Origin of the sequence: Komagataeibacter xylinus (assembly GCF_009834365.1) — a bacterium.
GTDB lineage: Bacteria > Pseudomonadota > Alphaproteobacteria > Acetobacterales > Acetobacteraceae > Komagataeibacter > Komagataeibacter xylinus_D.
This window is the reverse complement of record NZ_CP041348.1, coordinates 3,041,846-3,067,416: the sequence shown is the minus strand read 5'-3', so window position 1 is coordinate 3,067,416 and position 25,571 is coordinate 3,041,846. Positions and strand designations below refer to the sequence as shown.

The window sequence follows — 25,571 nt, the reverse complement described above, 5'->3', positions numbered from 1 at the left end:
TGTCTTTTTTTTCACACGTCAGCGGTGTTGCGGGCGCGTTGTCGGAGCGGGATTTCGGTTGCCCGTTGTCTGGTGCGCAAGCAGGCTCTATCCCTCATGGCCGGATATGAGGCGATGGATACGGTCATGATCCGTGCCCCGCGCGGGGCCGGGAGTGAGCGTGATTGCAGGACGGGACATTATGAAAAACATCCTTCTTCTGAACGGCGGAAAAAAGTTTGCCCATTCGCACGGGCGCCTGAATGACACCTTGCAGGCTGTCGCGGCACAGACGCTGGCGGCGGCAGGTTTTGCCCTGCGGCAGACAAAGATTGATTCAGGCTATGACATTGAAGAAGAAGTGCAGAACTTCCTGTGGGCCGACCTCGTAATCTATCAGATGCCGGGGTGGTGGATGGGCGCGCCGTGGATCGTCAAGAAATACATGGATGAGGTCTTTACCGCCGGTCATGGCGTGCTTTACGCCAATGATGGCCGCAGCCGCGCTCACCCCGAGCGCAAATATGGCTCCGGCGGACTGTTGCACGGCAAGCATTACATGCTCTCATTGACATGGAACGCCCCGGAAGCGGCTTTTGTCGACCCCGCGCAGTTCTTTGAGGGCAGGGGGATCGATGCCGTCTATTTTCCTTTCCACAAGGCCAATGAATTTCTTGCGCTCTCGGCCCTGCCGACCTTCCTTGCCACTGATGTGATCAAGAACCCGTCGATTGAGGCCGATATCGAACGTTATCGCGCGCACCTCGCCGATGTGCTGGGGTTTACCCTGCCATAAGCGCACAGGAAAACGGACATGAACGCACCCGATCCCGCCCGCCCGCGCTGCAAATGGGCGCAGGCCGATGCCATGATGATGACCTATCATGATGAGGAATGGGGCGTGCCCGTGCATGACAGCCGCCAGTTATGGGAAATGCTGGTGCTCGAAAGCTTTCAGGCTGGCCTGTCATGGCGCACGATCCTGCGGCGACGTGAAGGATTTCGTCGCGCCTTCATGGGGTTTGATCCTGATCGCGTTGCGCGCTTTAACGAGGCAGAGATCAACCGCCTGATGGCTGATCCCGGCATTATCCGGGCGCGTGCCAAGATAGTGGCGGCGATTGGCAATGCCCGTGCCTATGTTGCCATGCGGGCAGCAGGCGAGGACTTTGCCACTTTCGCGTGGGGCATGTTGCCCGGCGGCAAGGCGGTGCATGAGCCGACACTGGCGGTGCAGGCGGCCTCGCCCCTGTCGCAGGCCATGGCGTCAGCACTCAGGGCACGGGGCTTTCGTTTTGTCGGTCCGGTTACGGCCTATGCCTGGATGCAGGCCGCTGGCATGATCCATGACCATGAGGCGGGCTGCTTCCGTCATGCCGGAGCGGGGACATGACGGGGGCGGTCCCGCACTCATGTGCTTTGTCATGAAGCAAGAAAATTTAAAGTAATATCCGCATTATTTTCTGCATCAGCAGGGAACGGGGGGCCTGCAGGGCGGGCGGCTGTGGATTGATGTTGCATAACAGCAACATAAATTGTTTCGATAAGAAATTATTCCGGGGAAGATATGGTTAAGTCCCGGTTTGTTGGTTAAGGGTAGAGAGCTGTTTTCGTTGATTGCTTGGGATTTCTTGATGACAAACGCTCATCCGCGTAAAGCCCCCACGCGTAGGCAACTCCTCTCCCGTATCGGTACATTGGCCGGTAGTGCCGCCCTGTATCAGGCCATGACATCCATGGGGCATGCGCAGGGCACGGATTTCACCGCGCCGCCCGTCCTTTCGGGTGCAAAGCGTGGCACCCGCGTGCTGGTGCTTGGTGCGGGACTTGCGGGCATGCTCTCCGCCTACGAACTGCGCAAGGCAGGCTACCAGGTTCAGATACTCGAGTTCCAGGGGCGCGCCGGTGGCCGCAACATCAGCCTGCGTGGCGGTGACACGGTTACCGAACTTGGCGGTGCCACCCAGAAGGTCGGTTTTGCCTCGGGCAACTACATCAATCCCGGCCCATGGCGCATTCCCTACCACCATCAGGGCCTGCTGCATTACTGCCGCGAATTTGGCGTGGAACTCGAGCCGTTTGTCGAGCTCAACCACAATGCCTGGCTGCATTCGAGCAAGGCATTTGGTGGCAAGTCGGTGCGTTACCGCGAGTACGCGTCCGATTTCAACGGCTTTACGGCAGAGCTGCTCGGCAAGGCGATCGACCAGCACAAGCTCGACGATGTGGTCTCGCCCGATGAGCGCGAGCACCTGCGCACGGCCATGCGCCAGTGGGGCAGCCTTGATTCCGGGCTGAACTACCGCAAGGGCGTGATCAGCTCCGAATGCCGTGGCTATGAAAAGGCGCTGGGCGGTGGCCTGAACGGCGAGCCCGTGCCCTCTGATCTGTTTGACCGCAAGGATGTGCTCAGCTCGGGCCTGTGGACATGGATGGCCTTCCACGAACGCCTCGACATGCAGACCACCATGTTCCAGCCCGTGGGTGGCATGGACATGATCGGCAAGGGCTTCAACCGCCAGGTGCATGACCTCATCACGCTCAACTGCAAGGTCACGTCCATTCATCAGGACGACAAGGGCGTGAGCGTTACCTATAACGACATGAATCATGGCGGCGCCGTGCGAGAGGCCAAGGCCGATTACTGCGTGTGCACCATTCCGCTGCCCGTGCTTTCGCAGCTGGACGTGCAGGTCAGCGCGCCGCTCAAGGCCGCGATCATGGCGGTGCCCTATGCCTCATCCGTCAAGCTCGGGCTGGAGTTCAAGCGCCGCTTCTGGGAGGAAGAAGACCAGATCTATGGCGGCATCAGCTTTACCGACCAGCCGATCAGCCAGATCTCCTATCCCAGCCACGGCTACTTCTCACGCGGGCCAGCCGTGCTGCTCGGTGGTTACATGTTTGGTCCGGCAGCCTATGATTTTGCGGGCATGACGCCGCAGGAGCGCATCGAGCACGCGCTGGCCCAGGGCGAGGCCTTCCACCCCAAGCATTACCGCAAGGAATTCTCCAACGGCGTGAGTTTTGCGTGGAGCCGCGTGCCGTGGTCCATGGGCTGCTGCTCGATGTGGAGCGAGCAGGCCCGCAAGACCCACTACAAGGCCCTGTGCGCCATGGATAACCGCGTGGTGCTGGCCGGCGAGCATGCATCCTATGTGGGCTGCTGGCAGGAGGGGGCCATTCTTTCCGCCCTTGATGCCGTAACCCAGTTGCACAAGCGCGCGCAGGGAGCAAGCTGATGCGTAAGATCCTTCTCCTGCCCGCCCTTGTGGCCCTGCCGCTGCTTGCCGCTCCCTCTGGCCCCGCACGCGCCGATAGCGCCGCCGCCGTGGTGGGGAACGTGCAACCCATGACCACTGGCGAGGATGTGTACCGCCATGTCTGCCAGGGCTGTCACATGCCTGATGGCAAGGGAGCGATGGGCGCTGGTGCGCAGTTCCCGGCCTTTGCAGGTAACGCCAAGCTGCAGAGCAGCGCCTACCCGGTTTATGTCATCCTGAATGGCTATGGCGGCATGCCATGGTTTTCAGGCGTGCTGAAAGATGACCAGATCGCCAATGTGGTGAATTATATCCGCACCCATTTTGGCAATCACTATACCGATGCCGTAAGTGCATCGGATGTGGCGGCCCAGCGGCCTCCCGTAACACCACAGGAGCAGTGAGAGAATGTTCGACCTGAAAAAAACCGTTGCCGCCATGGCTGTTCTTGGTGGCATGGCGGCTGCCATGCCTGCTTATGCTGATGATGGCATCGTGCGTCATGCGGGGGGAAAATTCCCCATTTCCACCGCCATTGAGGTGCCTGCGGGTGCGACCACCGTCTATCTCAGCGGCATGGGCGCGCCGGTGCAGGACACGAAGGCCGACCCCAAGAGTCTCGCCGCCTATGGCGATACGCAGGCACAGACTTATGCGGCCCTGCAGCGCATTAGTGATGAACTGAAAAAGCTGGGGCTGGGCATGGGTGACGTGGTGCAGATGCACGTCTACATGGTTGAAGACCCCAAGCTGGGCAAGCTTGACTTTGAAGGCATGATGAAAGCCTACACCCAGTTCTATGGCCCCTCGGCCAAGCAGCCCAACCTGCCGGTGCGTTCGGCGTTTGGCGTGGCGCATCTTGCCAACCCGGGATGGCTGATTGAAATCGAGACCACGGCCGTGCGCGCGCCGGGTAAATAAACGTTTCCAGGTACCGTCTTTTTTTCAAAAAGGCGGTATTCTTGCAAAGCTTTTTGAAGACTGAGCATTTTACTCAGTCTTCATGGCATGTGCCTTAAAAACAAAGGGGATCGGTTGGATCCCCTTTTTTGTGCCTGTGGCTCAGGGCAGCGGATGCTGCGCGTCAAGCGCCTTGCGCTTTTCAATCACGGCAGGCGGCGTCAGGGCTTCCTTGCGGCCGGTGGCTACCTCATCAGCGGTAAACACGGTTGCATCGGGGCCAGAGGGCAGGCCCGCTACATGGTTCAGCACGGCTGCGATCTGGTCATCGGGCAGGGTTTTGAAGGGCGGCATGAAGCTTGCATAGGTATTGCCCGCGGCTGTAATCGGTCCCATCAGGCCATTCAGCACCACGGCAATAACATACTGCCTGCCTTCCGGCGTGGCGGCGATCTTGCCCACGCGTCCGGCGAGCGGCGGGAACTGCCCGGACACGCCCTGACCATCGGCCTGGTGGCAGGCGCTGCAATTGGTCTGGAACAGGGCGGCGCCATCAGCCGCAAGCGCGGGTGCTGCGGGAAGGGAAAGGGAGAAGAGAGCGGCCAGAAGTCGTTTTTTCATCTATCGTTTCCAGATATGGCAATTATTTGAAGCCGTCAGCAAACAGGCTTTAAAATCGTTTCCTGGTCGATCTTATTATAAAGCAGGCGCACTGCCTATATCGCTGCCCGCACAGTTGGTGGCCCCCGCGTGGTTTGGCCCGCGCCTGTGTTCACAAATCCACATCCCGTAAAAGACAGATTGCTTTACAGCGGTGAATGCGCGGCCGCCTCCTGCTCAAGGGTGCATGAAGGTGTAGCTGCTGTGGGGGCCTTGCGGCGCAGGGTGGTGAGTTCCGTCCGGGCCGCGTCCATATCCGTGCGGAAGGCGGGGCTTCCATGCAGCGCGGCAATCTCGGCTGAGCCCAGCATGTAGCCTGCCTGCACGTCGCTTTCCCAATGCACGCCGCATATGATCCGGCTCTCGCCAAATACCCGGCCGCGTTGCAGGATCTGCGTTGCGCGCTCCGGCAGCAGTTCTGCCAGCACAAGTGCCGTGCTCCAGCCCAGCATGGTGTGACCGGAAGGATAGGCCCCCGATGTTGCCAGATGCGCCCGGTCCTGTTCGGTGCAGATGGGCTGGCTGTTGCCTACAAAGGGGCGTGGCCGGTGCCAGTAGGCCTTGCTTTTGCGCATGTCGGCAATTTCCGACACATCCATCTTGTGAATGAGTGCACTCAGTGCTGGCGCATCGGCAGTGCTCAGGGGCAGGCCTGCGGCACAGGAAAAACTGTGCAGCAGCGCATCTTCATGCAGGTCAGCATCAGCCGTGGCCAGCGCCCAGCGCGGGCTGCCCCGCAAGGCGCGGGTGGTGGTGAAGGCATGGTCATCATTTTCCTGCCGCACCGTGCCGTGCTGGGGCGGAGGTGGCAGGTAAGCGGTTGCATCCGGCTGGGTGGCAGGGGTGAAATACCCTGCCTCGGGTGTTGCGGGCTCAAGCGGGTCGGCCGCGCGGCCCGGCGTACTGGCAAGCGTGGCCGCTGCAAGCAGTCCCGCCAGAAGGGGCAGGCCCGAACGTGACGCAGGGCGCGGGAGAAGAACGGTAAGGCTGGATCGGGTCATGTGATGGCTTGGACAACTCAGGGTTACGAAGGGCGAAAGAAGTTCCGCCCCGAAGGGATTTTCTGGCGGATCATGGCACAATGACAGCAGCAGAAAACGCCTGCCCCGTTATGGGCATGCAGTTTTCATGAAACTGTCACAAATGTTTTCTTTTAAAATCCCTTACACAGTAACGGTCTTTTCCAGCAGCCCCAGATGGGATGAGGAAGCCGTTGAGCGAAAAATGGTTGCCCCGCCGGTAGGAGTGGCTTTGCCTTTACCGGCGCGTACGATCCCTGACACGCCGTGATGATGCGGAAGACCACCTGCAGAGTGCCTTTGTAAATTACCTGGAACGCCCCGATGGCAGTATTGGCCACCCGGAGGCCTATATTACGCGCAGTGCCGTCAACCTTTCCCACAATGCGCGCAGGCGCGAGCAGGTTGGCTGTATCGCGCCCGGCGGCCGGGATGACATGCTCGGCGATGTGCGCGATACCGCGCCCACACAGGAGGAAGCCTATCAGGCGCGTGAACGCCTGATCCGTTTCCATGCGGGCTGCCAGCGCCTGCCGCGCCGCACCCGGCAGGCTTTCCTGCTGCACCGCGTTGAAAAAATGACCTATCGCGAAATTGCCAGCCTTCTGGCCTGGCAGCAGGGGCAGATCGTGTTCCGTAACTGCCCGTTGGGCGCGGTGGTGGCCGAGATCAATCGCTACATGCCGCAAAAGATCACGCTCCGGGCCCTACAGTTGATCGGGCAGCGGCTGAGCGGGGTCTATTACATCAGCCGTGGCGACAGTTTTTTGCAGATGCTGCCCCGCCTGGTGCGGGCATGCGACGGGCTGGAAATCGCGCCTGTATGAAACTTTGGTGACAAAACCCGCCCGGCGCACGCGAGCGCTCGACCTTGTTTGTCATGACAGGGTATGGGCCGCAGTCGGCCTTGATGCAAAAGGATATGTTCCATGGTGTTTCTCAAGCGCAGGCAGGTGCTCGCGGGGTTTGGCACGGGGCTACTGTTTTCGGCGCAGGTGCGTGCCTTACGGGCGGCAACCCCACGCAATCTGGATGAAAAACCGAAATTCGACATATCTCCCTTTCAGCTTGGCGTGGCGTCAGGTGATTCCGCGCCTGATGGTTTTGTCATCTGGACCCGCCTTGCCCCGCGCCCGCTTGAACTGGAAGGCGGCATGAGCCGCAACCGCCCCGTGCTGGTGGACTGGGAAGTGGCGGAGGATGAAAAATTTGGCCACATCGTCAGGAAAGGGCAGGCGCTGGCTCATCCTGAACTGGCGCATTGCGTGCATGTCGAAGTTACGGGCCTCAGGCCCGACCGCCCGTACTGGTACCGTTTCCGCATTGCGGGGTATGACAGCCCCACCGGCCGCAGCCATACCTTTCCGCTGCCCGGTGCATCACCCGCTCGGGTGCGCTTTGCCGCCGCAGGCTGCCAGCATTATGAGGAAGGGTATTATACCGCCTGGCGCAATATCGCCAATGAGCCGATCGATTTTGTCTTCCATTATGGCGATTACATTTACGAAGGCCCGGACAGCAGGGGTCGCGTGCACGAAATGAACGGCCGCCCCTTTCAGGCGCTGCGTCGGCATATCGGGCTGGAATGCTATTCGCTTGATGAATACCGCCGCCGCTATGCCCAGTACAAGACCGACCCCGACCTGCAGGCCGCCCATGCCGCCGTGCCGTGGATCGTCACCTCCGATGACCATGAGGTGGACAATAACTGGGCAGGCGACACCGATCAGGACGGCACACCGCCCGAGATCTTCCGCCTGCGCCGCGAAGCTGCCATGCAGGCCTATTACGAGCACATGCCGCTGCGCCTGTCAGCCCTGCCCGATGGCAGCCACATGCAGCTTTATCGCAGCCTGCGCTATGGCACGCTCATGAATGCCTTCGTGCTCGATACGCGCCAGTATCGCAGTGATCAGGCTTATGGAGATGGCGTGGCAGCGCAGGGGCCTGATGTCTGGTCACCCAACCGCACCATGATGGGGTCCGCGCAGGAGCAATGGCTGTTTGACGGTCTGGGCAGGTCTGACACGCGGTGGAACCTGCTGGCGCATCAGGTGATGATGATGAACCTTGCCCATAGGCGCGCCCCGCAGGGTGAACTGCTTTACAGCATGGACCAGTGGTCGGGCTATATGTACAGCCGCAAGCGCCTGCTTGAGTTCATTGGTGCACATTGCCCCGGCAATGTGGTGAACGTGACGGGTGATGCGCACCGCCATTTCGCGGGGGATCTGCTGACTGATCCGGGCCAGAAGCAGCCGGTCTCGGTCGAGTTCCTGGCCACGTCCGTCACCTCAGGCGCGGATGGGGTGGGTGATGATGACAGTTTCAGCCGCTCAGTCCGGCGCGAAAACCCGCACCTCAAGGCCACGACCGACCAGCGCGGCTATGTGCTGTGCGATGTGGGGCCGGATGTATGGCGCGCCGACCTCAAGGTGCTCGACAAGGTGATGGAGCGCGATGGAAAGCTCTCCACCTATGCCAGCTTTGCGGTGGAACGCGGCAAGCCTGGCCTGCAGAAAGCCTGAGCAAAAAAAAGGGCGTCCCGCCGGGGCGGGACGCCAAGTTTAGGGATTGGGAGACGTTGTGGTGTCACGAAAGCCACATCCCATTAACTCCATTTATGGATAATAGTTTTCCTTAAATTGAGCCAATATGAAAAAATAATTGCCCGTGCCCGTTCAGGCCGGGTGCATCATGACATATTGCCGCGCAAAAGGCAGCATGACGCCAATGCTCAGCAGCCCGAGCAAAACGGTCATGCCCGCGAACGTGGTCATATGGTGCGGATAGTCCTCGGTATAGAGCAGCCCGCACACCCAGAACACAACGGCTTCAACCGCCAGCGCCACGCCAAGTGTGGGCATGTGGAAGAAGGGTCCGGCCAGCCACCATATGAGCCCTGCCACCAGCACGACGGCCAGTGTCGAGCGAAACAGGAATGTAATGGCGCGCATGGCGGTCCTTGGCCGTGTGGGGCAGGGTGAAATACCGTTTCGGGCGCGGGGTCCGCAGGCAGGCCGGGGCTTGCCTGTGGACCCGGCGGCTTACATCTTCGCGCTGCTGTCCGGCTGGGTGGTGGTGGCCGGGGTGTCGGGCGTCATCTTGCCCGGCGTGGTCGAGTGCTCCACGTCATAGGCCGTTGCCTTCTCCATGTAGGTACCCTTCGAACCGGGATGTTCCTGATCATACAGCTTGGCTTTGGCCTTCGCTTCCTTGCGGTATTCGTGGCGCTTGTACATGCCGGTCACACAACCGGCGGCAGCGCCCAGCACGCTGTGGCCACCGGCCACATGGCCGCCCACGGCACCCACGGCGCCATATTTCAGGCAGCCGCCGGGCTCGGCCTGCGCGGTGGCGGTAACGCATGTAATGGCCGCGATGGCGGCAGCGGTGACAATCTTACGCATGAAATGACCCCTTTTGTGCATGAATGCGAATAATGCGTTCATGGCATATCCGATACGACATATTTTGTCACCTTACCATGGCGCGCCCGGCTCATGTTCATGCTGGCTTGCGGCAATGATGTGCAGACAGGCCAGGGCCTCGGCCAGACTTGCGCGGTCGCGTGCTTCATGGGGGCGGGTCTGTTCGTGGTGCAGCCAGGCCAGCACATGCGCGGTGGTGGGGCCAGCCTGCCCGCGCTGCCAACGCGCCAGAAAAAGGGCGATCATGCGCGTGGCCCGTGGCGGCAGGGCGCCCGTGCGCAGCATTTCGCGCAGGCGGATGATATAAAGGCCCACCGTCATCGCCCCGATCTGCTGGCTCAGGCAGGCATTGACCGTGGGCTGCGGCACGGCGGTGGCCTGGTGCAGGATGCGCACAAGGCTGGCCGCGCAGGCGCCCAGCCAGGCCGGAGCGGTGGTGCGGTCGCGGGTCTGGGCCAGATGGCGCAGCCGCCGGTTCATGGCTGCGGCGGTGCGGCGGATATGCACGTCAAGCCGGAAGGGAATGACCAGCCGGTAGGTGAGCAGCACGAACACGATACTGGCCACAAAGGCCAGCGCGTTGTTGAGGAAGGCGACCTCGTCATACCGCCCCTGGTTCATCGGGCCGATCAGCACGGGCAGGAACATGTTGAACGAGAAGGCATAGCCCGCAAGCTGTGGCTTGCGCGCGGCCAGACCGCCAATGGTCATGGGCACCAGCAGGGCGGCAAGCAGCATCTCGGGCGAGGTAATGGCAGGGATGACCCACAGCGCCATGACGGCGGCGGCAGCCGTGCACCACAGCCCGCCCTTGAGAAAGGGAAGGGTGGCGACCAGCGGGTTCTCGCGCGTGGCCATCAGCCCGTAGATCAGCGCCACGAACGAGATGAAGGCCGGGCCGTGATGCCATGCCGTGATCTCCCACATCGCCGCCGCAACCATAATGGCAACGCTGGAGCGGATGCCGTTATGCATTGCCTCACGCGCATGGCGGCGCGAGGTCAGGCTGAAGCGGAAGTGGTCGCCATGGCGGGTGGCGTGGCAGGCCTGCATCTCATCATGCACCAGCGTGGCTTCATGCGTCAGCGCTGCGGCAACCGGCTGCCAGGCGCGGGCGGCCAGGTTGTCAGGCTCGGGCGGGGGGGCGTGGTCATGCAGCCATGCAGCCAGGGCGCGCTCGGGCGCATCACCGCCGGGCAGGGCGCTGGCATCGGGGCGGGGGGAGAGGATCTGCAACGCGCGGGCATGGGCGAGCATGACCAGCATGCCCGCAAGCGCCCGGCGGGCGTGATCGCCCACCCGGTTGCGCGGCCCGAGTTCGAGGGCCGCGAATTCGATCTGTCCGCTAAAGGCCATGATCTGGTCGAGCAGCCTGCCGGTTGCGGCCTGCCGGGCGGCAGGCGCGGTCATGCCCAGCAGGTGGGGGATGGCAGCGCAGGTGGCACGGAATGTATCATCAAGCCGGGCCAGCAGTTGCGTGCGGGTGCGCTCGACCATGTTGGGCATGAACAGCACGGCCAGCACCGCCTCGCACAGCACGCCCAGTATGATGTAGCTGCTCCGCGCAACGCTTACGGCAAACACATCGTCAGGTTGCACGATGGCCCCGGTGGCGATGATGGCGGAGGTGAACCCCGTCAGCACCAGCCCGTAGGCACGGTACTGGTCAAGCAGGGTGGCAAGGGCGCAGCACAGCCCGATCCAGAGTGCCAGGCAGACAAAGAACATGGCCGGAGCCTGCGGAAAGGCCGCCATGAGCGTAATCGCGGCAACGCTGCCCGCCAGCGTGCCCACAATCCGCCATCGCGCCTTTGACAGGCTCTCCCCGCGTGAGGACTGCGCCACGACCCATACGGTAAGCGGCGCCCATTGCGGGCTGTCGAGTTCCATCCACATGGCGATGAGCAGCGAGAGGATGGCGGCGCATGACGTGCGCACCGCAAAGCCCAGATCGGCCAGCGAGGGCGCGTAAACCCATGAAAAGCGCCGGATATGGCGCAGCAGGCCCGTATCCGGGGTGCCGTGCAGGGGAAATGCGGTGCTCTGTCCCCCCATTGGTCTCATACCTTTACATCATGTGCCGGGTTCAGCCTGTAAGGCTGAGTGTGGCGGAACATGAAGGCAGCCCTATGGAGGGGTCCAATCGTTTGTCATGATATTTTGATAAATGCTGCTTATGAAATGCGCATGAACACCAAAAACGTCGCCTTTTTGAAAAAAGGCGACGCTCCAGAACGGTCTTATAGAGAGTGTGGGTTATATTATTAAATTAAAACAAAATATTAGAACGTAATACTGCTGTGCAGGCCAAAAACCGCTTCGTTGCCCACACGCCTGTAACCGGTCCAGTCCGCCACTCCGCCCGAGGGATGCCAGACATACTGGAAATCAGGCTGCATCACCATCCATGGCGTGACCTGCGCCTGATAGGTCAGTTCAAGGTGGTTTTCATTGCCCTGCACGTAGGATCCGCTATCGCGATCAAACTGGCGCTGGCCGGAACTGGCGCGCCCAATGCCCCAGCCCAGTCCGACCGTGTCATTGTCGCGCCCTCTGAACGGGGCCTTGAGATTGATGCCGGCGTCAACGGCAAAGCTGATCATGTTGCGATCTCCACCGTTGCCGGTTGCACGCGCAAAAATACCGACTGACCGGGCTGACTTCAGCGATGGCCGCCAGATCATCTGGTCAATGATGCCATAAACCATCCAGTTGCCCCGGTCCCAGCGCGGGGTCAGGTCGGACTCGGTTGCGCTGGCGTTCAGCGTCGCGGCTCCAAGTGAGCCGCCATTGCGGTTGTAACGGTAGTCGGCAAACTTCGCGGTATCGTAGTAGCCACCCAGCTTGTACACGCCCGGCAGGCCAGGGTTTTTGGTCACGTTCGTCATGTCGGCGGGCTGGGGGTTGATCGCGTATTGCAGTTCGGTGATGAGCAGCGCGCCGGTGCCCATGTTGAAGTTGGTGCCGTTGGCGCCGTTATAGGTCTGGCTGGTTGGATCGGAATTATAGCCGCTGGCGGAACCGGTAGCCTGCTGGATGGGGGTTGAATTGTACCGGTTGCCGGGCGGGTTGTCGTCCGCTGCGGCAAACATGAAGGTGAACTTCTCGCTCGGCCGGTAGCGGATGCGGATGGCGGGTGAGGAGAGCGGCCATGACGGGCCGCCGCCATACAGGTTGACCGAGGGCGCCATGGGCCAGCCAAAGTTGGCGTTGAGGTAGAGCGAGGCGTAATCGCTGATCAGGAACTCGGTATCAAGATCCTGCTGGCCGATCTTCACATCCAGCTTGCCCTTGAGGAAGGACTGCTGGTACCACAGCTCGAACAGCCGGGTGGAGCGGTCGGCCTCGAACCCGCTGACTGGGTTGAAGTTGGCCAGATGATCCTGCGAGATCGAGCGCCCGCGTGTCTGCAGCGCGCTGACATTGAACAGGCCGCCTTTCAGCCCAAACAGCTTCTCGGTATCCACGGTAAGCGTGGGCATGGTCACGCCATCATAGGCAGGCCCGGTGCCCGAGCCACCCGCGCCATCGTTGCCCGAGGACGTGCCACCCGTGCCGTTACCCCAGACTTCATCAACTTCCTGAATGTCGAAGCTGATGCCGTGTTTGTACAGCCACGGCCGCGCGCCCCACATATTGCCCAGCAGGTTGCCGCTGGTATCCAATTTGTCGCCATCGCCTGCGGCTTTTTCTTCCGCATCAGCCGTGGCGCGTTCAGAATCGCGCACCGTGGCGGGGTCGATCTGTTCAACGAGAGGGGTGGAGTTACCGAGGCGGGCCCGGTCTTCCTCGATCTGGGTCTGGACCTGCGCAAAGCCGGTTGCTGGCAGACCAGCCCGAAGCAGACCAGACACGAACCCGCACGCAGGCGGTGGCGCGTCAGGCTGGAGGGAGAAAATGCCGGGCAACGGGAAAAGGCATGTCTGGCAATGGCAGTCGCGAAGGATGAGGGGCTCATGGGGGTCCGCCGTATTGAGAATCAATATCATTAATAATGGTTCTCAATCACATTTTGATACGAACCCGTCAATTCAAACCGTCATGCGCATATTGCAATCCTGATATCATCTTAGGAAAACCTTTGGCACGCCTTCGCTGTTGAGGCAGGACATGATCATCACGCCGCTCCACAGCAGCAGCGAAAGACTGGCCCCGATACGCCCGCGCACGCTCATGGCGGCATTGCCGCGCAGCACGGGCAGATAGACGCTGCGGTGGCACCACAATGCGTTGAGCATGGCGAGCGTAATGAGCAGCAGCTTGGGGGTAAGATAGGCGCGGCTGCCGATATGCACCGGGTCATAGAAGAACAGCACCACGCCAGAGACCATGGCGATGGCAAACGTCACGTGCAGTGGCCGCACCATGAGCTGGGCCGCGGGCGCGATCCGGGCTGCCATGCGGGGCCGGAGCACGCCAAGGTCGAACAGCATGTCCATGCCAAAGAACATAGCCATGCTGATGATATGCACGATGCGGATCAGGTAATGGACCGGCTGCAGCCAGAAGTGGAACATCCGGCTGTCGAGCGCCATCAGGATCGCATAGGGCAGGCGCATGAATGCAAAAGGATGGGTGATCATGGCGGGTGGCTCTCCGTTACCTCGGAGAGGGCATACCATCCGTTGACAATGATAACAATTATCATTAACAGGGCGAGGAAATCACCCGGATGGGAAGCTGCGATCAGGCCCGTGCGCGACTGCAAACAATAACAAATAGCAGCAGGCGAGCGGACTTCATTTCTATCGAAGTTATGGAAACCGTCATATGAACAAGAAATATTCCATTCTGGCCCTTGCCGCAGCAGCGCTGCCTGCGCTCGCCACCGCTGCACAGGCGCGTGAATACCCGATCGGTGGTCCGGTCCATGCGCATGACATGGAAATCGCCTCAAGCTACCTGACCGGCATCATGGTTGACCCCATGCCCGCAGGCATGATGGACAACACCAAGCCCGACACCATTCACCTTGAAACCGACGTACATGCCACGGCGGATAATGTGTGGGGCTACCCCGATGGCGCCTGGGTGCCGTATCTGAACATCGGCTACAAGCTGACCAAGGACGGCACGGCATGGAAGGCCGAGGGCACCATGCATTTCATGACCGCCAAGGACGGCCCGCATTATGCCGACAACGTGCAGATGAATGGCCCGGGTCGCTACACGGTGGTACTGACCTATTCCTCGCCCGAGCAGAACGGCTTCCTGCACCATGTGGACAAGGAAACCGGCACGCCGGGCTTCTGGCAGCCGTTCAGCGAGACCTTCAACTTCGCCTATCCCCAGAAATAAGCAGGGTAAAGTCATGAGACGGATACTGGACGGATGGCGGGTCGCGGCCTGTGGCGCGGCCCTGGCCATGGGGCTTGCTGCCCACGCTCCTGCCGCGCGGGCTGATACCGTGACCGACCTTGCAGGCCGCAAGGTGGACGTGCCGGCCAGTGTCCATCGCATCATATTGGGGGAAGGGCGGCTGATCTACGCCCTTGCTCCACTGGAAAAACAGCACCTGTTCGACCGGATCGTGGGCTGGCAGGGGGAGTTCCGCGGGGCGGATACGCAGAGCTATGACCAGTATGTCGCAACCTTTCCGCAGGCGGCCAATATTGCGCTGATCGGCAAGACCACGGCGGATACCGTCAGCCCCGAGCGCGTGCTCGACCTGCACCCCGACCTTGCGATCCTGACCGTGTCGGGCCACGGGCCGGGCAAGGCGAGCGAACTCGTGGGTCAGCTTGAAAGCGCGCATATTCCGGTCATCTTTGTCGATTTCCGCGCCGACCCGGTCAATGACACCATCCGCTCCATGCAGATCCTTGGCCAGGTGCTGCACCGTGAGCACGAAGCCGCTGATTATCTTGACTTCTACCAGTCACATCTAAAGCGCATTACCGATCGTGTTGCCCCGCTGCCCGAAAGCCAGCGGCCCAAAGTGTTCATTGAAATGCTGGCCGCCATGCGCGAGAGCTGCTGCCACACGGCGGGCAAGGGCAATATGGGGGCCTTTATTGCTGCGGCGGGTGGCCAGAACATCGCAGCGCCCCTGCTGCCGGGCTATATTGGCGATATCGACCTCGAAAAAGTGATCGCTTCCGACCCCGACATCTATATCGCGGATGGCACCAAGGGGCCGAAGGCCAGTGGGCCGGGGGTGCGCATGGGCGCTGAAGTAACGCCGGAGGCGGCCCGCGCCTCGCTGCTCAAGGTCATGGAGCGCCCCGGCATTTCATCGCTACGCTCTGTAACCGATGGGCATGCGCATGGCATCTGGCATTCGTTTTATGATTCGCCATACAACATCCTTGCCATCGAAGTCATGGCAAAGTGGTTCCACCCCGACCTGTTTGCCGATCTCGACCCCGATGCCACGCAGAAGGAACTTTACAGCCGCTTTCTCCCCGTAAAGCAGGAAGGGACCTTCTGGATTGATGCGCGTCCCTGAGGAATCGATCGGTACGCCTTCTGTTTCTTCCTCTGCAGGTCTATCGGCTTATGCGCGTGAAGTGCGGGGGCGCTACCATGCCCTGCTGCGGCGGCGCATGGGGGTGCTTGGCCTGCTGCTCGCGCTGATCGTGGCCTCGGTTGTGCTTGATTTCTCGCTCGGACCATCGGGGCTTTCGCCTTCAGCGCTCATCCACACCCTGCTGCACCCGCATCATGTACCCGCCGGGCAAGGCGTGATCGTGTGGCAGATCAGGCTGCCCTATGCGCTCATGGCAGTGTGCGTGGGGGCATCGCTGGGTCTGGCGGGGGCGGAAATGCAGACCGTACTGGCCAACCCGCTGGCAAGCCCGTTTACGCTCGGGGTCTCGGCTGCGGCGGCGTTTGGCGCATCGCTTGCCATCATTCTGGGCTGGCGGCTGCCCGGCGTGCCCGATGCGTGGGTGGTTTCGGGTGATGCCTTTGTCTTTGCCATAGGCTCCGTGCTGCTGCTCGACATGGTCTCGCGCAGGCGCAATGCAGGCACCGGCACGGTCGTGCTGTTTGGCATTGCCCTGGTTTTCGCCTTTCATGCGCTGGTGTCACTGCTGCAGTTCGTGGCCAATGAAGATGCGTTGCAGGACCTTGTGTTCTGGACCATGGGCAGCCTGACACGGGCGACATGGCCCAAGCTGGGCCTGCTGGCCGCTGCGTGCGTGGTCGTGGCTCCCCTTTCCTTTGCCGCATCATGGAAGCTGACCGTGCTGCGCATGGGCGAGGAACGTGCCGCAAGCCTGGGGGTGGACGTGCCGCGCGTGCGGCGTGGTGCCCTGCTGCGGGTGAGCATCCTGTCCGCCCTGGCCGTGTCCTTCGTGGGCACGATCGGTTTCGTGGGGCTGGTGGCCCCGCATATCGCCCGCCGCCTGCTGGGTGAGGACCACCGTTTTTACCTGCCGGGCAGCATGCTGGTCGGCGCACTGGTCATGTCGCTCTCATCCATTGCGGCGCGTAACCTGCTGCCGGGCGTGGTCATTCCCACCGGTATTGTGACGGCACTGGTGGGCATCCCGTTCTTTCTGGGCATTGTGCTGCGCAGGCGGAGCATGACCTGATGGACGGGCTATACTGCGAGCACATGACCGTGCGCTACGGCAGGCGCACGGTGCTGGATGATATAAGTGTCGGGCCATTTCCGCGCGGCAGGGTCTCGGCGCTGCTTGGCCCCAATGGCAGCGGCAAGTCAACGCTGCTGCGCGGCATGGCCGGACTGGGCGAGGCCACGGGCCGGGTCATGCTGGGGGCGGATGACCTCACGCGCCTCAGTCTGGCCCGGCGCACGCGGCGCTGCCTGTACCTGCCGCAGGCCCTGCCAGCCATGGTGCACCTGCAGGTGCTGGAATCCATGCTTGCGGCCCAGCATGCCACCGGCGTTGTTCCAGCCGATGTGCAGGGTGATGAAATCGATGCCGCCCTGCATATGCTCGATGTGTTTGGCATAGCCGATCTGTCCATGCGGTATATGGATGAGCTCTCGGGCGGGCAGCGGCAGCTTGTAGGGCTGGCTCAGGCGCTTGGCCGCCACCCCGATGCCCTGCTGCTTGATGAACCGCTCAGCGCACTCGACCTGCACCACCAGTTTGCAGTGATGGACATTCTGCGGCGGGAAACCGCTGCACGGCAGATCGTGACCGTGATGGTGTTGCATGACCTCAATATTGCCGTGCGGATGACCGATTACGACGTGATCCTGCGCGAAGGGCGGATCATTGCCGCAGGTGTGCCCCAGGCCGTTATTACACCCGAAACCCTGGGCCAGACTTATGATATTGTGGCCCGGGTGGAAAAATGTAGCCGGGGCCTTCCGCACGTTATGGTTGATGGCCTGCGTTAAGTCGTAATTTAAAGCCGACAAAAATGACAATTCATTACAGAATGGATATTTCACCATCCTGCCTGTAGAGGGCAGGGGCGAATCATAAGTAACGTAATGGCTGTTATAACGGCATTGAAGGTCAGGTCCCGATAAGCAATGCCTGCAGGGCAGCCCATTCTATTGTGCATTACAATAGCGTGATCCCGGGCATGAAGTGAGGCGGTGGTATTACACGCACGGGTGCGGGGGCATGGCGCACCCCTGAATACTGTATTCAGGTGTAGTTCTGAAAAAACTGCTGATATATAAAAGCATTCTGGAAAAATATGATGACAGCGTGTAGCCGCTCTGGTTACCGGCATGGCCTGCACAGATACAGGATAACCAGGTCTGTTTGCGATTACTGATGAGAATATATTGTATTTCTACCATAATATAAACCGGAATAGCTAAAATTTGTCGTAACATCGCGTGTTTATACTCTGTTCCTGTTATTGGCATGGATGCAATGAAAATTCGGTAATGCAAAAGCACTAACGTGCCCTTTGCAGGGCGTGCCACATTTAATTATTATAAACAAAATAATTGCATATGTGTTAGGAGCGGGATAATAATTGGATTATTATGATGTAATCATGGTCTGCAAGAACAGCATGGCACACCCCAGGCAACCTATGCTGAAGGCAAAAGCAGGTGGGGCTGTAATGGGGGCGGCGTAAAAAATACGGATTAAAATGCTTTATTGTGGTTGCATAATACACGCATGATTATTACTCATAGGGTCAATCATCCCCTGATGACCCGACCACCAAGGAAAGTACCGACATTGGACAATAAAGAAATCCCGCATAGCGAACTGGTATCCATGACCACCGAAATCGTGGCCGCGCACACCAACCACAATACGGTTGCTGTCGACCAGATCCCCACCCTTGTCGAGACCGTTTATACTGCGCTCAAGGCGCTTGGCGCTGAAAAGGCGGTTGAACCCGCGCCGCTGCAGCCTGCAGTGCCCATCAAGAAGTCGGTCTTCCCCGATTACATCGTCTGCCTTGAAGACGGCAAGAAGCTGAAAATGCTCAAGCGCCACCTGCAGACCGCTTATGGCATGACGCCAGAGCAGTATCGCGAGAAGTGGGGCCTGCCCGCCAACTACCCGATGACGGCCCCGAGCTATGCCGCGCACCGCTCGTCACTTGCCCAGAAGATCGGGCTGGGCCGAAAAGTCGTGGTTGAACCCGTGGCCGAGGAAGTCGAGGAAGCACCTGCGGCAAAGCCTGCCCGCAAGACCCGCGCGCGCCGCAGCAAGAAGAACGCGGATAACACACTGGTCTGAGCCAGCTCGTTCTGTAAACACAAAACACCCGCTCCGTTATCGGAGCGGGTGTTTGTCATATTGGGCAGAAGAAACAACCGGATTTAACCCGGCATGACGCCTTGTTTGCCCATGCAGGCATCGGGACGGGCATCAGATAACCTTGAGGCCCACGGTCAGAAGGATGGCGGCCAGTATGATCCGCTGCGCCCGGTCAGGAATAAGCCCGATGCACAGGCTGCCCAATATGATGCCCGGAACAGACCCGCAGAGCAGCGATGCCAGCAGGGGCATGTCGATATCCCCGATCCACCAGTGTCCCATGCCCGCAATGGCCGTGAGCGGCACGGCGTGGGCGATGTCGCAGCCCACAAGGCGGCGGATTTCCAGTCCGGGGTAGAGAAAGATCAAGGCCGCCATGCCAATTGCGCCAGCCCCCACGGAGGACAGCGTGACCATGACGCCGAGCACCGCGCCGAGCAGCGTGGTCAGGCGCGCGGTCGTGGCGGGGGCGATGGCAGCGGCCTTGCGGCGCGAGAGGTCCTGCAATTTCTGCCGGAACAGCACGCTCGGCGCGGTAATGAGCAGGGCAATGCCCAGTGCGACCGAAATCACATGCGTTACTGCGGGTGAGGGGCTGCCCGCCCAGTGCAGGGCGGCAATGGTCAGCAGCGTTGCCGGTATGCTGCCCAGCGCCAGGCGGCCCACCACAGGCCACTCCACGGACTGTTTGCGCCCGTGCACCAGCGTGCCCACCGTTTTGGTCAGGGCGGCATAGAGCAGGTCGGTGCCCACGGCGGATTGCGGATGCACCTTGAACAGCAGGATCAGTAGCGGCGTCATGAGCGAGCCGCCCCCCACCCCGGTCATGCCCACAAGAAAGCCAACGCCAAGACCGGAGAGAACATAAAGCAGGTTGATGGATTCAAGCAGGGGCATGATGGCGGGTTATCCGTTTCTGATCGCCGGGCACTAAAAATACGATTTAATAAAGTGAATTATCGAACATACGTTCAATTTACTACGTGGAATTATGGGCACGCACAAGCCCGATCGTTAATAAGCTGCCCCATCATTTTTGCAGGTATCGCGTAAAATAAAAAAACCCGGCGCAAGGCCGGGTTCCATCATCAGTAAGGATAGGGATAGGGATAGGGTGGGGGCGGCGGTGGTGCCCGCCATGCCCACCGGCGTGGCGGCGGGCGGTCGTAACGCCAGCTACTCTCGCGCCAGTAGGGGCGGCGCGGCCCATAGCCATGGGGCGCATGCCAGCGTGGCTCGTCATGCCATCCCCAGGGCTGGGCCTGTGCCCCACCATGGGCACCGAGTAAGAGCAGGGCGGTAAAAGCAGCCAGAATCATCTTTTTCATGGCGTCCTCCTGCTGGCAGAAAAGCCCCGGATTGCGGCAGGATCGCGATGGTTGTTTTACGTAATGCAATAAACGGCGCGCGAGATGATAGACCTGAAATTATAAAAGTTTTTGGTGAAGCTTTTTTTCAAAAAGCCTTGAGAAATGCCGCTTTCTGAAGCAGGGCGCGCCCAATCCGCTTCAGGGCAGGCGGTCCAGATGCGCCAGCAGCAGTGCCCATAGCCCGTCGCTATCCACATCGTTCAGGAAAAGCGCGTTACGGGGCCGGTCAGTCACATGCCACCAGTCAACGGCGGTGGCACCCTGCATGAGTGGACTGTCCACCTCAACCGATACGTTTACTTCCCGCCCTGCAAACAGGTGGGGGGCGAGCAGCCAGCCAATGGTGCAGGGGTCGTGCAGGGGGGCGCCGTCCCACCCATATTTGTCCAGGTCAAACCGCTCCGAAAAGCCCAGCATGGCCGCTGCAGCGCGGGCGCAGCGCCCCTTGAGCGTATTAAGCTGCGCCATCCGTTGCGGCGTGACCAGAAAGCGATGGGTTACATCCAGTGGCACAAGCGTATGCGTTATGGCATGGCGCAGCACGATATCGGCGGCATCGGGGTCGGCGTAGACGTTGAACTCGGCGCTGGGCGTGATATTGCCACCTTGTACCCATGCGCCGCCCATGGAGACAATGCCTGCAAGAAGCTGCGCGATATCGGGCGCCTTGACCAGCGCCATTGCCAGGTTGGTCATCGGCCCCAGTGTCACCACCGTTATGCTGCCCGGCGGATGCGCCCTGATCGTATCAATAAGGAAATCTACGCCATGCTGCGCGCGAGGTTGCATGATGGGGGCGGGCAGGACGGGCCCATCCATGCCGGTCTGGCCATGCACGTGTGCGGCGGTGATGGGCGTGCGGCGCAGGGGGCCAGCACAGCCCGCATGCACTGCAATGTCGGTGCGCCCGGCCAGTTCCAGCACCTTGCAGGCATTGGTGGTTGTGTGCTGCACCGACACGTTGCCCGCCACGCTGACCACGCCCAGCACATCAAGCTCAGGGGCGGCAAGGGCGAGCATGATGGCAAGCGCATCGTCCTGCCCCGGATCGGTATCGATGATGATCTTGCGTGGGTTCACGGTCATCCGGTCCTTCGTGCTGGGGGCGCCTGTAGCCACACGTAACCCGATTGAACCCGGATTGGCAAAAGCCACGCCATGCTACGCGCAACCCGGCTTGATCCGCCCACGCGGGGGTGAGAAAAGAAAGATCAATTAAAAACCGGGCAAAAGCAGGGTATTGAAAAAGATAAAAGTTTTCTGGTGCCGCGTTTTTTCAACAAGGCCGCATGGTTTCAACCTCGCCTGCCGCGCATCGTGCCGTGCAAATCTGCATGGGCTGGCCGTGGCGGTGGCTTTCATGCTGGGCGGGGCCGCATGGGGGCAGGGGGTAGATGCAGGCAGCCCGGCCCTGTCGCGCCCGCAGGCCCGCGCCCGGGCGCAGGCGATGGGGCAGTTGGGGGGCGACCTGTTTCATGACCCCCGTCTGTCGGCTTCTGGGCATATGTCCTGTTCATCGTGCCATCAGGACAATGCGGCCTTTGCGCAGGGCAATGACCTGTCGGTGCAGCCAGGGGGACACCGCGCGGTGCCGTCGCTTATGTATCTGCAGGCCGTGCCGCAGTTCAGCGAACATTTTCATGATTCGGAAGATGAAGCCGATGAAAGCATCGATAACGGCCCCACCGGCGGCCTGACATGGGATGGCCGGGCCGATACCGCGCAGGGCCAGGCCAGCATACCGCTGCTTTCCCCTTACGAAATGGCCAATGCCAGTCCTCAAGCCGTGGTGCGCCGCGCCAATGCCGCAGGCTACGGCGCGCGCCTGCACGCCCTGCTCCAGTCCTTGCCAGATGATGCGCTCGCCCGCTTCACCCTGATTGCCGAGGCTCTGGCCACTTACCAGCAGGATGCCCGGCTGTTCTATCCCTATAGCAGCAAATACGATGCGGTGCTGGCGGGCAGGGCACATCTTTCAGCGCGTGAGGCGCAGGGCCTGGCGCTGTTTGAACGGGCGGACAAGGGTAATTGTGCCTCATGCCATGTCAGTGCGCCGGGGCATGATGGCACGCCGCCGCAATTCAGTGATTACGGGCTGGTGGCCCTTGGCGTGCCGCGCAATGAAGCGATCGGGCTGAACCGCAACCCGGCCTACTACGATATGGGATTATGTGGTCCCGATCGCACCGATTTTATGGGGCGTGGCGACTATTGCGGGCTGTTCCGCACGCCCTCGCTGCGTAACGTGGCGCTGCGGCATGTATTCTTCCATAACGGAGTGATCCATACGCTCCGGCAGGCTGTGGCGTTTTATGCACTGCGCGATGTGCGCCCCGCGCTGTGGTATCCGACCGGCCCGGGTGGCAGGGTGCAGATCTATAATGATCTACCTGTCCGTTACCACGCCAACATCAATATGGACCCACCTTTCGGCCCCCGACCCGATGGGCAGGCTGCCCTGTCGGATGACGAGATCGACGCTATCGTGGTCTTCCTCCATACCCTGACGGATGGTTACTTCAGTCCGGCATTGCACCATTAGAGAACGTTTTTGGGTGCAGCCTTTTTGAAAAAACTGCACCCGGAACGTTTATTACTTCAGGTCGAGCGCGCCGGTCAGGTCACCAAGAGGCTGGCCGGTAGCTGCCTGTATGGCGCGTGCACGGGTGGTAACGCCATCAAGCGGGCGCAGGCCGAAACGTTCGGTCAGGAACAGCAGGATCGACGTCGTATCCTGCACCGTATGGTCGACATGCCCTCGCCGGGCGTATGGCGAGATGATGATGGCCGGAATGCGTGAACCCGGCCCCCACCGGTCGCCCCTGGGCGGGGCCACATGGTCCCACAGGCCGCCATTTTCATCGTAGGTGACAATAACGAGCATGTGCGGCCACTGGGGGCTTTTTTCCAGATGGGCCACAAGGTCGGCAATATGATGATCGCCTGACTGGATATCGGCATAGCCCGAATGTTCATTCAGGTTGCCCTGCGGTTTGTAAAAACTGACCTGTGGCAACTGACCGTGGTCAATAGCCTCAATGAAACGTGTCCCCGCCAGACCGCCATCGCGCAGGTGTTCGGCGCGCGCGGGCGTGCCGGGGGCGTAGGCTGCATAGTAATTATAGGGCTGGTGATGGTACTGGAAGGCCGGGGCAGGGTAATGATTGCCATGGTCAAGCACATCGCCCCACGCCCCTGCATACCACGCCCATGTTATGGCGCGTTCGCTCAGCCGGTCACCGATTGTGGGCGTGGTCTGCGCGGGTAGGGTGGTGGCGCGTGCGGGGTCGGCGTAACGCGGGTCTTGGCCGGGAGCGCCCGGATTGGCGCTGGGCTGGTAGGGTGGCTGCATGGTATTGACGGCGTAAAAATCGGGCGTGAGATTGCCATCACGCACGAATTTGGGAATGCCCTTCAGCGCTGAACGCGGTGAGTCCGCCGCCACGAGCAGGGCCGTGCCCGAGGGTGATACGGCTGAAATAACTGGCTGTGCCGGGCTGGTATCGGCCTGCGGGTAAAAGGGCGCGCATGCACAGGCCAGCCACTGGTGGTTAAGGAACGAACCACCAAACGCTCCCATGAAGAAATGGTCGGCCAGCGTGTATCGCCGGGCGACCTGCCACATCTCCATGTGCGATCCATCCCAGTTGCTCATGGGCAGCGCACCGGAATCCGCCCAGGCTACGAACATGTCGTTGCGGCCGCCATTGATCTGCATCTGGTTCTGGTAGAAGCGGTGCCACAGATCCTGCGTGAGCGTGCTCAGCGGGCGGTTGAAGCCCTGCGGGTCGTCAATGCGAAAGGGCTGGTTGGGCAGGTGCGCGCTCATGGCCTGGGTGATGGGGTCGGCTGCGCCGCGTGCGGTCAGGCCACCCCATACGGGCGGCAGTTCGCGCAGCACGCTGCCATCACGGTCGCGCTGGGGCAGCAGTTGCGCGGCCCTGTCGCCAGATGTATCCGCACCGGGAAAACCGTTATAGAGATTATCGAAGGACCGGTTCTCGGCAAAAATGACCACGACCGTTTCGATCTGTTCCATGCCCGCAGATGCGGCCTGACTGCTCCACGCTCCCATCATGCCCACCAGCAGGGCTGTAAACGTGGTGGAGCGGAGCAGGGTGCGGGTCAGATGGGCCATGAGATCTCGAATGCTGTCAGCGTAAAAGCCAGTATATATGAAAGACCGGCAGGAGAAGGAAATGCAGGGGCCTGCCTTTCATGAAAAATTCATACAGCGGCGGGGATCGGATTTCCTGATTATACTGGTGCGGTCATCCTATCGGGGGCAGGTCATGTTTTTTTATCAGGCTGGTAGCATGCTGCCCTGGTGCCGTATCCGGGGCAGGGCATGAAACGATTTATATTACCGGTCATGTTGCTGGCATGGACACAGCACGCCTGGGCCGGTCCGGATGCACTATGGCATATCGTGCATGAACAGTGTCGCCCGCATGGCCCGGACCACTCCGTCAGGCCCTGCGTGGCGGTGAATGACCGCTACGTGGTGCTGAAGGACCGTGTGGGGGCCAGCCAGTACCTGCTCATTCCCACCCGGCGCCTGACCGGGATGGAAGACCCGTTCATTACGCGCGCTGATGCGCCTGATTACTTTGCCTATGCCTGGCAGCAGACCGATCGGGTCAGCGGGCGCCTTGGCCGCGCCCTGCCGCCCGATGATCTGTCGCTGGCCATCAACTCGGCCTATGGTCGCAGCCAGAACCAGCTTCACATTCATGTTGACTGCATCCGTCCCGATGTAAAAGTGGCGCTGCACTGGGCGCGGCCCCATCTGGGCCCGGCATGGACGCCGCTACCGCTTGCGGGCCATGCCTATCGGGCGCGACTGGTAGGGGGCAGGCTCGCGGGCATCCGCCCCTTCAGGCTGCTGATGCGTGACATGGTGGACCCTGCACACGAGATGGGACGCCATACGCTGGTGATAAGCGCCATGACACGGCCCGACGGACGGGTGGATTTTGTTTTACTTGATGACCGCGCCGATCCGGCCCGTGCTGACCCGGCAAGCGGGGAGGAATTACAGGATCATACCTGCGGCATTACGCGTTTTCCCTGAAACAGGCTGAAAATTGTCTGGGCGGTGCCTTCAGGTCATGCTGCCTGAATGAAAGCACGCGGAAACTTTCGTCTATTGGTAGTTTTTACACCACAATGCATTCATGAAATATATATTATTGAAAGTAACATGTTTATTTCATCATGTTATGAAGTAAATATCAGGAGTGCATTGCTTGATCGCAGAATTTCAGCTCTGGGAAAAGATTAAACGCATTCCGGA

General features: G+C 60.6%; 25 protein-coding genes. 14 read left to right on the top strand and 11 right to left on the bottom strand.

Annotated elements, in window-relative coordinates:
* Positions 1-181 precede the first annotated feature (181 nt).
* The 5 genes from FMA36_RS14810 to FMA36_RS14790 all read left to right on the top strand — a co-directional run bounded on the left by FMA36_RS14810 (position 182) and on the right by FMA36_RS14790 (position 4,160).
* The gene (locus tag FMA36_RS14810; RefSeq protein WP_159263071.1) at positions 182-775 is read left to right on the top strand and encodes an NAD(P)H-dependent oxidoreductase; all 594 of its coding nucleotides are present in this window, start codon (positions 182-184) and stop codon (positions 773-775) included.
* 18 nt (positions 776-793) lie between these two features.
* Complete coding sequence (locus FMA36_RS14805) at positions 794-1,372, top strand: DNA-3-methyladenine glycosylase I (protein ID WP_159263070.1); 579 nt, start codon at positions 794-796, stop codon at positions 1,370-1,372.
* A 241-nt stretch (positions 1,373-1,613) separates the two neighbouring features.
* Positions 1,614-3,218: a flavin monoamine oxidase family protein gene (locus FMA36_RS14800; RefSeq protein ID WP_159263069.1), complete on the top strand. Its 1,605-nt coding sequence runs from the start codon at positions 1,614-1,616 to the stop codon at positions 3,216-3,218.
* Positions 3,218-3,643, top strand: a complete 426-nt coding sequence (locus FMA36_RS14795; RefSeq protein WP_159263068.1) for a c-type cytochrome — start codon at positions 3,218-3,220, stop codon at positions 3,641-3,643. The genes FMA36_RS14800 and FMA36_RS14795 overlap by 1 nt, the downstream gene beginning before the upstream one ends.
* Positions 3,644-3,647: 4 nt before the next feature.
* On the top strand, positions 3,648-4,160 hold the full coding sequence (locus FMA36_RS14790) for a RidA family protein (protein WP_159263067.1): 513 nt from the start codon (positions 3,648-3,650) through the stop codon (positions 4,158-4,160).
* A gap of 141 nt (positions 4,161-4,301) precedes the next feature.
* Here FMA36_RS14790 and FMA36_RS14785 read toward each other — a convergent pair whose 3' ends face one another.
* Together FMA36_RS14785 and FMA36_RS14780 are read right to left on the bottom strand one after the other, a co-directional pair.
* Positions 4,302-4,760, bottom strand: coding sequence for a c-type cytochrome (locus FMA36_RS14785; RefSeq protein ID WP_159263066.1), 459 nt, complete (start codon positions 4,758-4,760; stop codon positions 4,302-4,304).
* 185 nt (positions 4,761-4,945) lie between these two features.
* Positions 4,946-5,800, bottom strand: coding sequence for an acid phosphatase (locus FMA36_RS14780; protein WP_159263065.1), 855 nt, complete (start codon positions 5,798-5,800; stop codon positions 4,946-4,948).
* 275 nt (positions 5,801-6,075) lie between these two features.
* Between FMA36_RS14780 and FMA36_RS14775 the strand changes: the two genes are divergently transcribed.
* Both FMA36_RS14775 and FMA36_RS14770 read left to right on the top strand, forming a co-directional pair.
* Positions 6,076-6,645, top strand: coding sequence for a sigma-70 family RNA polymerase sigma factor (locus tag FMA36_RS14775; protein ID WP_159264018.1), 570 nt, complete (start codon positions 6,076-6,078; stop codon positions 6,643-6,645).
* Between the two features lie 102 nt (positions 6,646-6,747).
* A complete protein-coding gene (locus tag FMA36_RS14770) occupies positions 6,748-8,346 on the top strand; it encodes an alkaline phosphatase D family protein (protein ID WP_159263064.1) in 1,599 nt (532 codons plus the stop codon).
* 153 nt (positions 8,347-8,499) lie between these two features.
* Here FMA36_RS14770 and FMA36_RS14765 read toward each other — a convergent pair whose 3' ends face one another.
* The 5 genes from FMA36_RS14765 to FMA36_RS14745 form a co-directional block, all read right to left on the bottom strand.
* Positions 8,500-8,775, bottom strand: coding sequence for a hypothetical protein (locus FMA36_RS14765; protein ID WP_159263063.1), 276 nt, complete (start codon positions 8,773-8,775; stop codon positions 8,500-8,502).
* 90 nt (positions 8,776-8,865) lie between these two features.
* Positions 8,866-9,228, bottom strand: a complete 363-nt coding sequence (locus FMA36_RS14760; RefSeq protein WP_159263062.1) for a hypothetical protein — start codon at positions 9,226-9,228, stop codon at positions 8,866-8,868.
* A 72-nt stretch (positions 9,229-9,300) separates the two neighbouring features.
* Entirely contained in the window at positions 9,301-11,304 is a 2,004-nt protein-coding gene (locus tag FMA36_RS14755) for an FUSC family protein (protein WP_159263061.1), read from the bottom strand.
* A 227-nt stretch (positions 11,305-11,531) separates the two neighbouring features.
* Positions 11,532-13,103 carry a carbohydrate porin gene (locus FMA36_RS14750; RefSeq protein ID WP_240906390.1) on the bottom strand — a complete coding sequence of 524 codons (1,572 nt, stop codon included), beginning with the start codon at positions 13,101-13,103 and terminating at the stop codon, positions 11,532-11,534.
* Between the two features lie 210 nt (positions 13,104-13,313).
* Positions 13,314-13,832, bottom strand: a complete 519-nt coding sequence (locus FMA36_RS14745; RefSeq protein WP_159263060.1) for a hypothetical protein — start codon at positions 13,830-13,832, stop codon at positions 13,314-13,316.
* Between the two features lie 187 nt (positions 13,833-14,019).
* Between FMA36_RS14745 and FMA36_RS14740 the strand changes: the two genes are divergently transcribed.
* The 5 genes from FMA36_RS14740 to FMA36_RS14720 all read left to right on the top strand — a co-directional run bounded on the left by FMA36_RS14740 (position 14,020) and on the right by FMA36_RS14720 (position 18,884).
* Positions 14,020-14,547, top strand: coding sequence for an iron transporter (locus FMA36_RS14740; RefSeq protein ID WP_159263059.1), 528 nt, complete (start codon positions 14,020-14,022; stop codon positions 14,545-14,547).
* A gap of 13 nt (positions 14,548-14,560) precedes the next feature.
* The gene (locus FMA36_RS14735; protein WP_159263058.1) at positions 14,561-15,697 is read left to right on the top strand and encodes an ABC transporter substrate-binding protein; all 1,137 of its coding nucleotides are present in this window, start codon (positions 14,561-14,563) and stop codon (positions 15,695-15,697) included.
* Positions 15,684-16,787 carry a FecCD family ABC transporter permease gene (locus tag FMA36_RS14730; RefSeq protein ID WP_159264015.1) on the top strand — a complete coding sequence of 368 codons (1,104 nt, stop codon included), beginning with the start codon at positions 15,684-15,686 and terminating at the stop codon, positions 16,785-16,787. Before FMA36_RS14735 ends, FMA36_RS14730 begins: the two co-directional genes overlap by 14 nt.
* Complete coding sequence (locus tag FMA36_RS14725; RefSeq protein ID WP_159263057.1) at positions 16,787-17,566, top strand: ABC transporter ATP-binding protein; 780 nt, start codon at positions 16,787-16,789, stop codon at positions 17,564-17,566. The genes FMA36_RS14730 and FMA36_RS14725 overlap by 1 nt, the downstream gene beginning before the upstream one ends.
* An 808-nt stretch (positions 17,567-18,374) precedes the next feature.
* Positions 18,375-18,884, top strand: coding sequence for a Ros/MucR family transcriptional regulator (locus FMA36_RS14720; protein WP_159263056.1), 510 nt, complete (start codon positions 18,375-18,377; stop codon positions 18,882-18,884).
* 132 nt (positions 18,885-19,016) lie between these two features.
* Here FMA36_RS14720 and FMA36_RS14715 read toward each other — a convergent pair whose 3' ends face one another.
* The 3 genes from FMA36_RS14715 to FMA36_RS14705 all read right to left on the bottom strand — a co-directional run bounded on the left by FMA36_RS14715 (position 19,017) and on the right by FMA36_RS14705 (position 21,361).
* Entirely contained in the window at positions 19,017-19,802 is a 786-nt protein-coding gene (locus FMA36_RS14715) for a sulfite exporter TauE/SafE family protein (RefSeq protein ID WP_159263055.1), read from the bottom strand.
* Positions 19,803-19,993: 191 nt separating this feature from the next.
* Positions 19,994-20,233 carry a hypothetical protein gene (locus tag FMA36_RS14710; protein ID WP_159263054.1) on the bottom strand — a complete coding sequence of 80 codons (240 nt, stop codon included), beginning with the start codon at positions 20,231-20,233 and terminating at the stop codon, positions 19,994-19,996.
* Between the two features lie 180 nt (positions 20,234-20,413).
* Entirely contained in the window at positions 20,414-21,361 is a 948-nt protein-coding gene (locus tag FMA36_RS14705; RefSeq protein ID WP_408885626.1) for a nucleoside hydrolase, read from the bottom strand.
* Between the two features lie 259 nt (positions 21,362-21,620).
* Between FMA36_RS14705 and FMA36_RS14700 the strand changes: the two genes are divergently transcribed.
* Positions 21,621-22,817, top strand: coding sequence for a cytochrome-c peroxidase (locus tag FMA36_RS14700; protein WP_408885625.1), 1,197 nt, complete (start codon positions 21,621-21,623; stop codon positions 22,815-22,817).
* Between the two features lie 51 nt (positions 22,818-22,868).
* Here the strand turns inward: FMA36_RS14700 and FMA36_RS14695 are convergent, their stop codons facing one another.
* Positions 22,869-24,353, bottom strand: a complete 1,485-nt coding sequence (locus tag FMA36_RS14695) for an acid phosphatase (RefSeq protein WP_240906585.1) — start codon at positions 24,351-24,353, stop codon at positions 22,869-22,871.
* A gap of 270 nt (positions 24,354-24,623) precedes the next feature.
* Here FMA36_RS14695 and FMA36_RS14690 point away from each other — a divergent pair, with 270 nt between their 5' ends.
* On the top strand, positions 24,624-25,349 hold the full coding sequence (locus FMA36_RS14690; protein WP_159263052.1) for a CDP-diacylglycerol diphosphatase: 726 nt from the start codon (positions 24,624-24,626) through the stop codon (positions 25,347-25,349).
* Positions 25,350-25,571 lie beyond the last annotated feature (222 nt).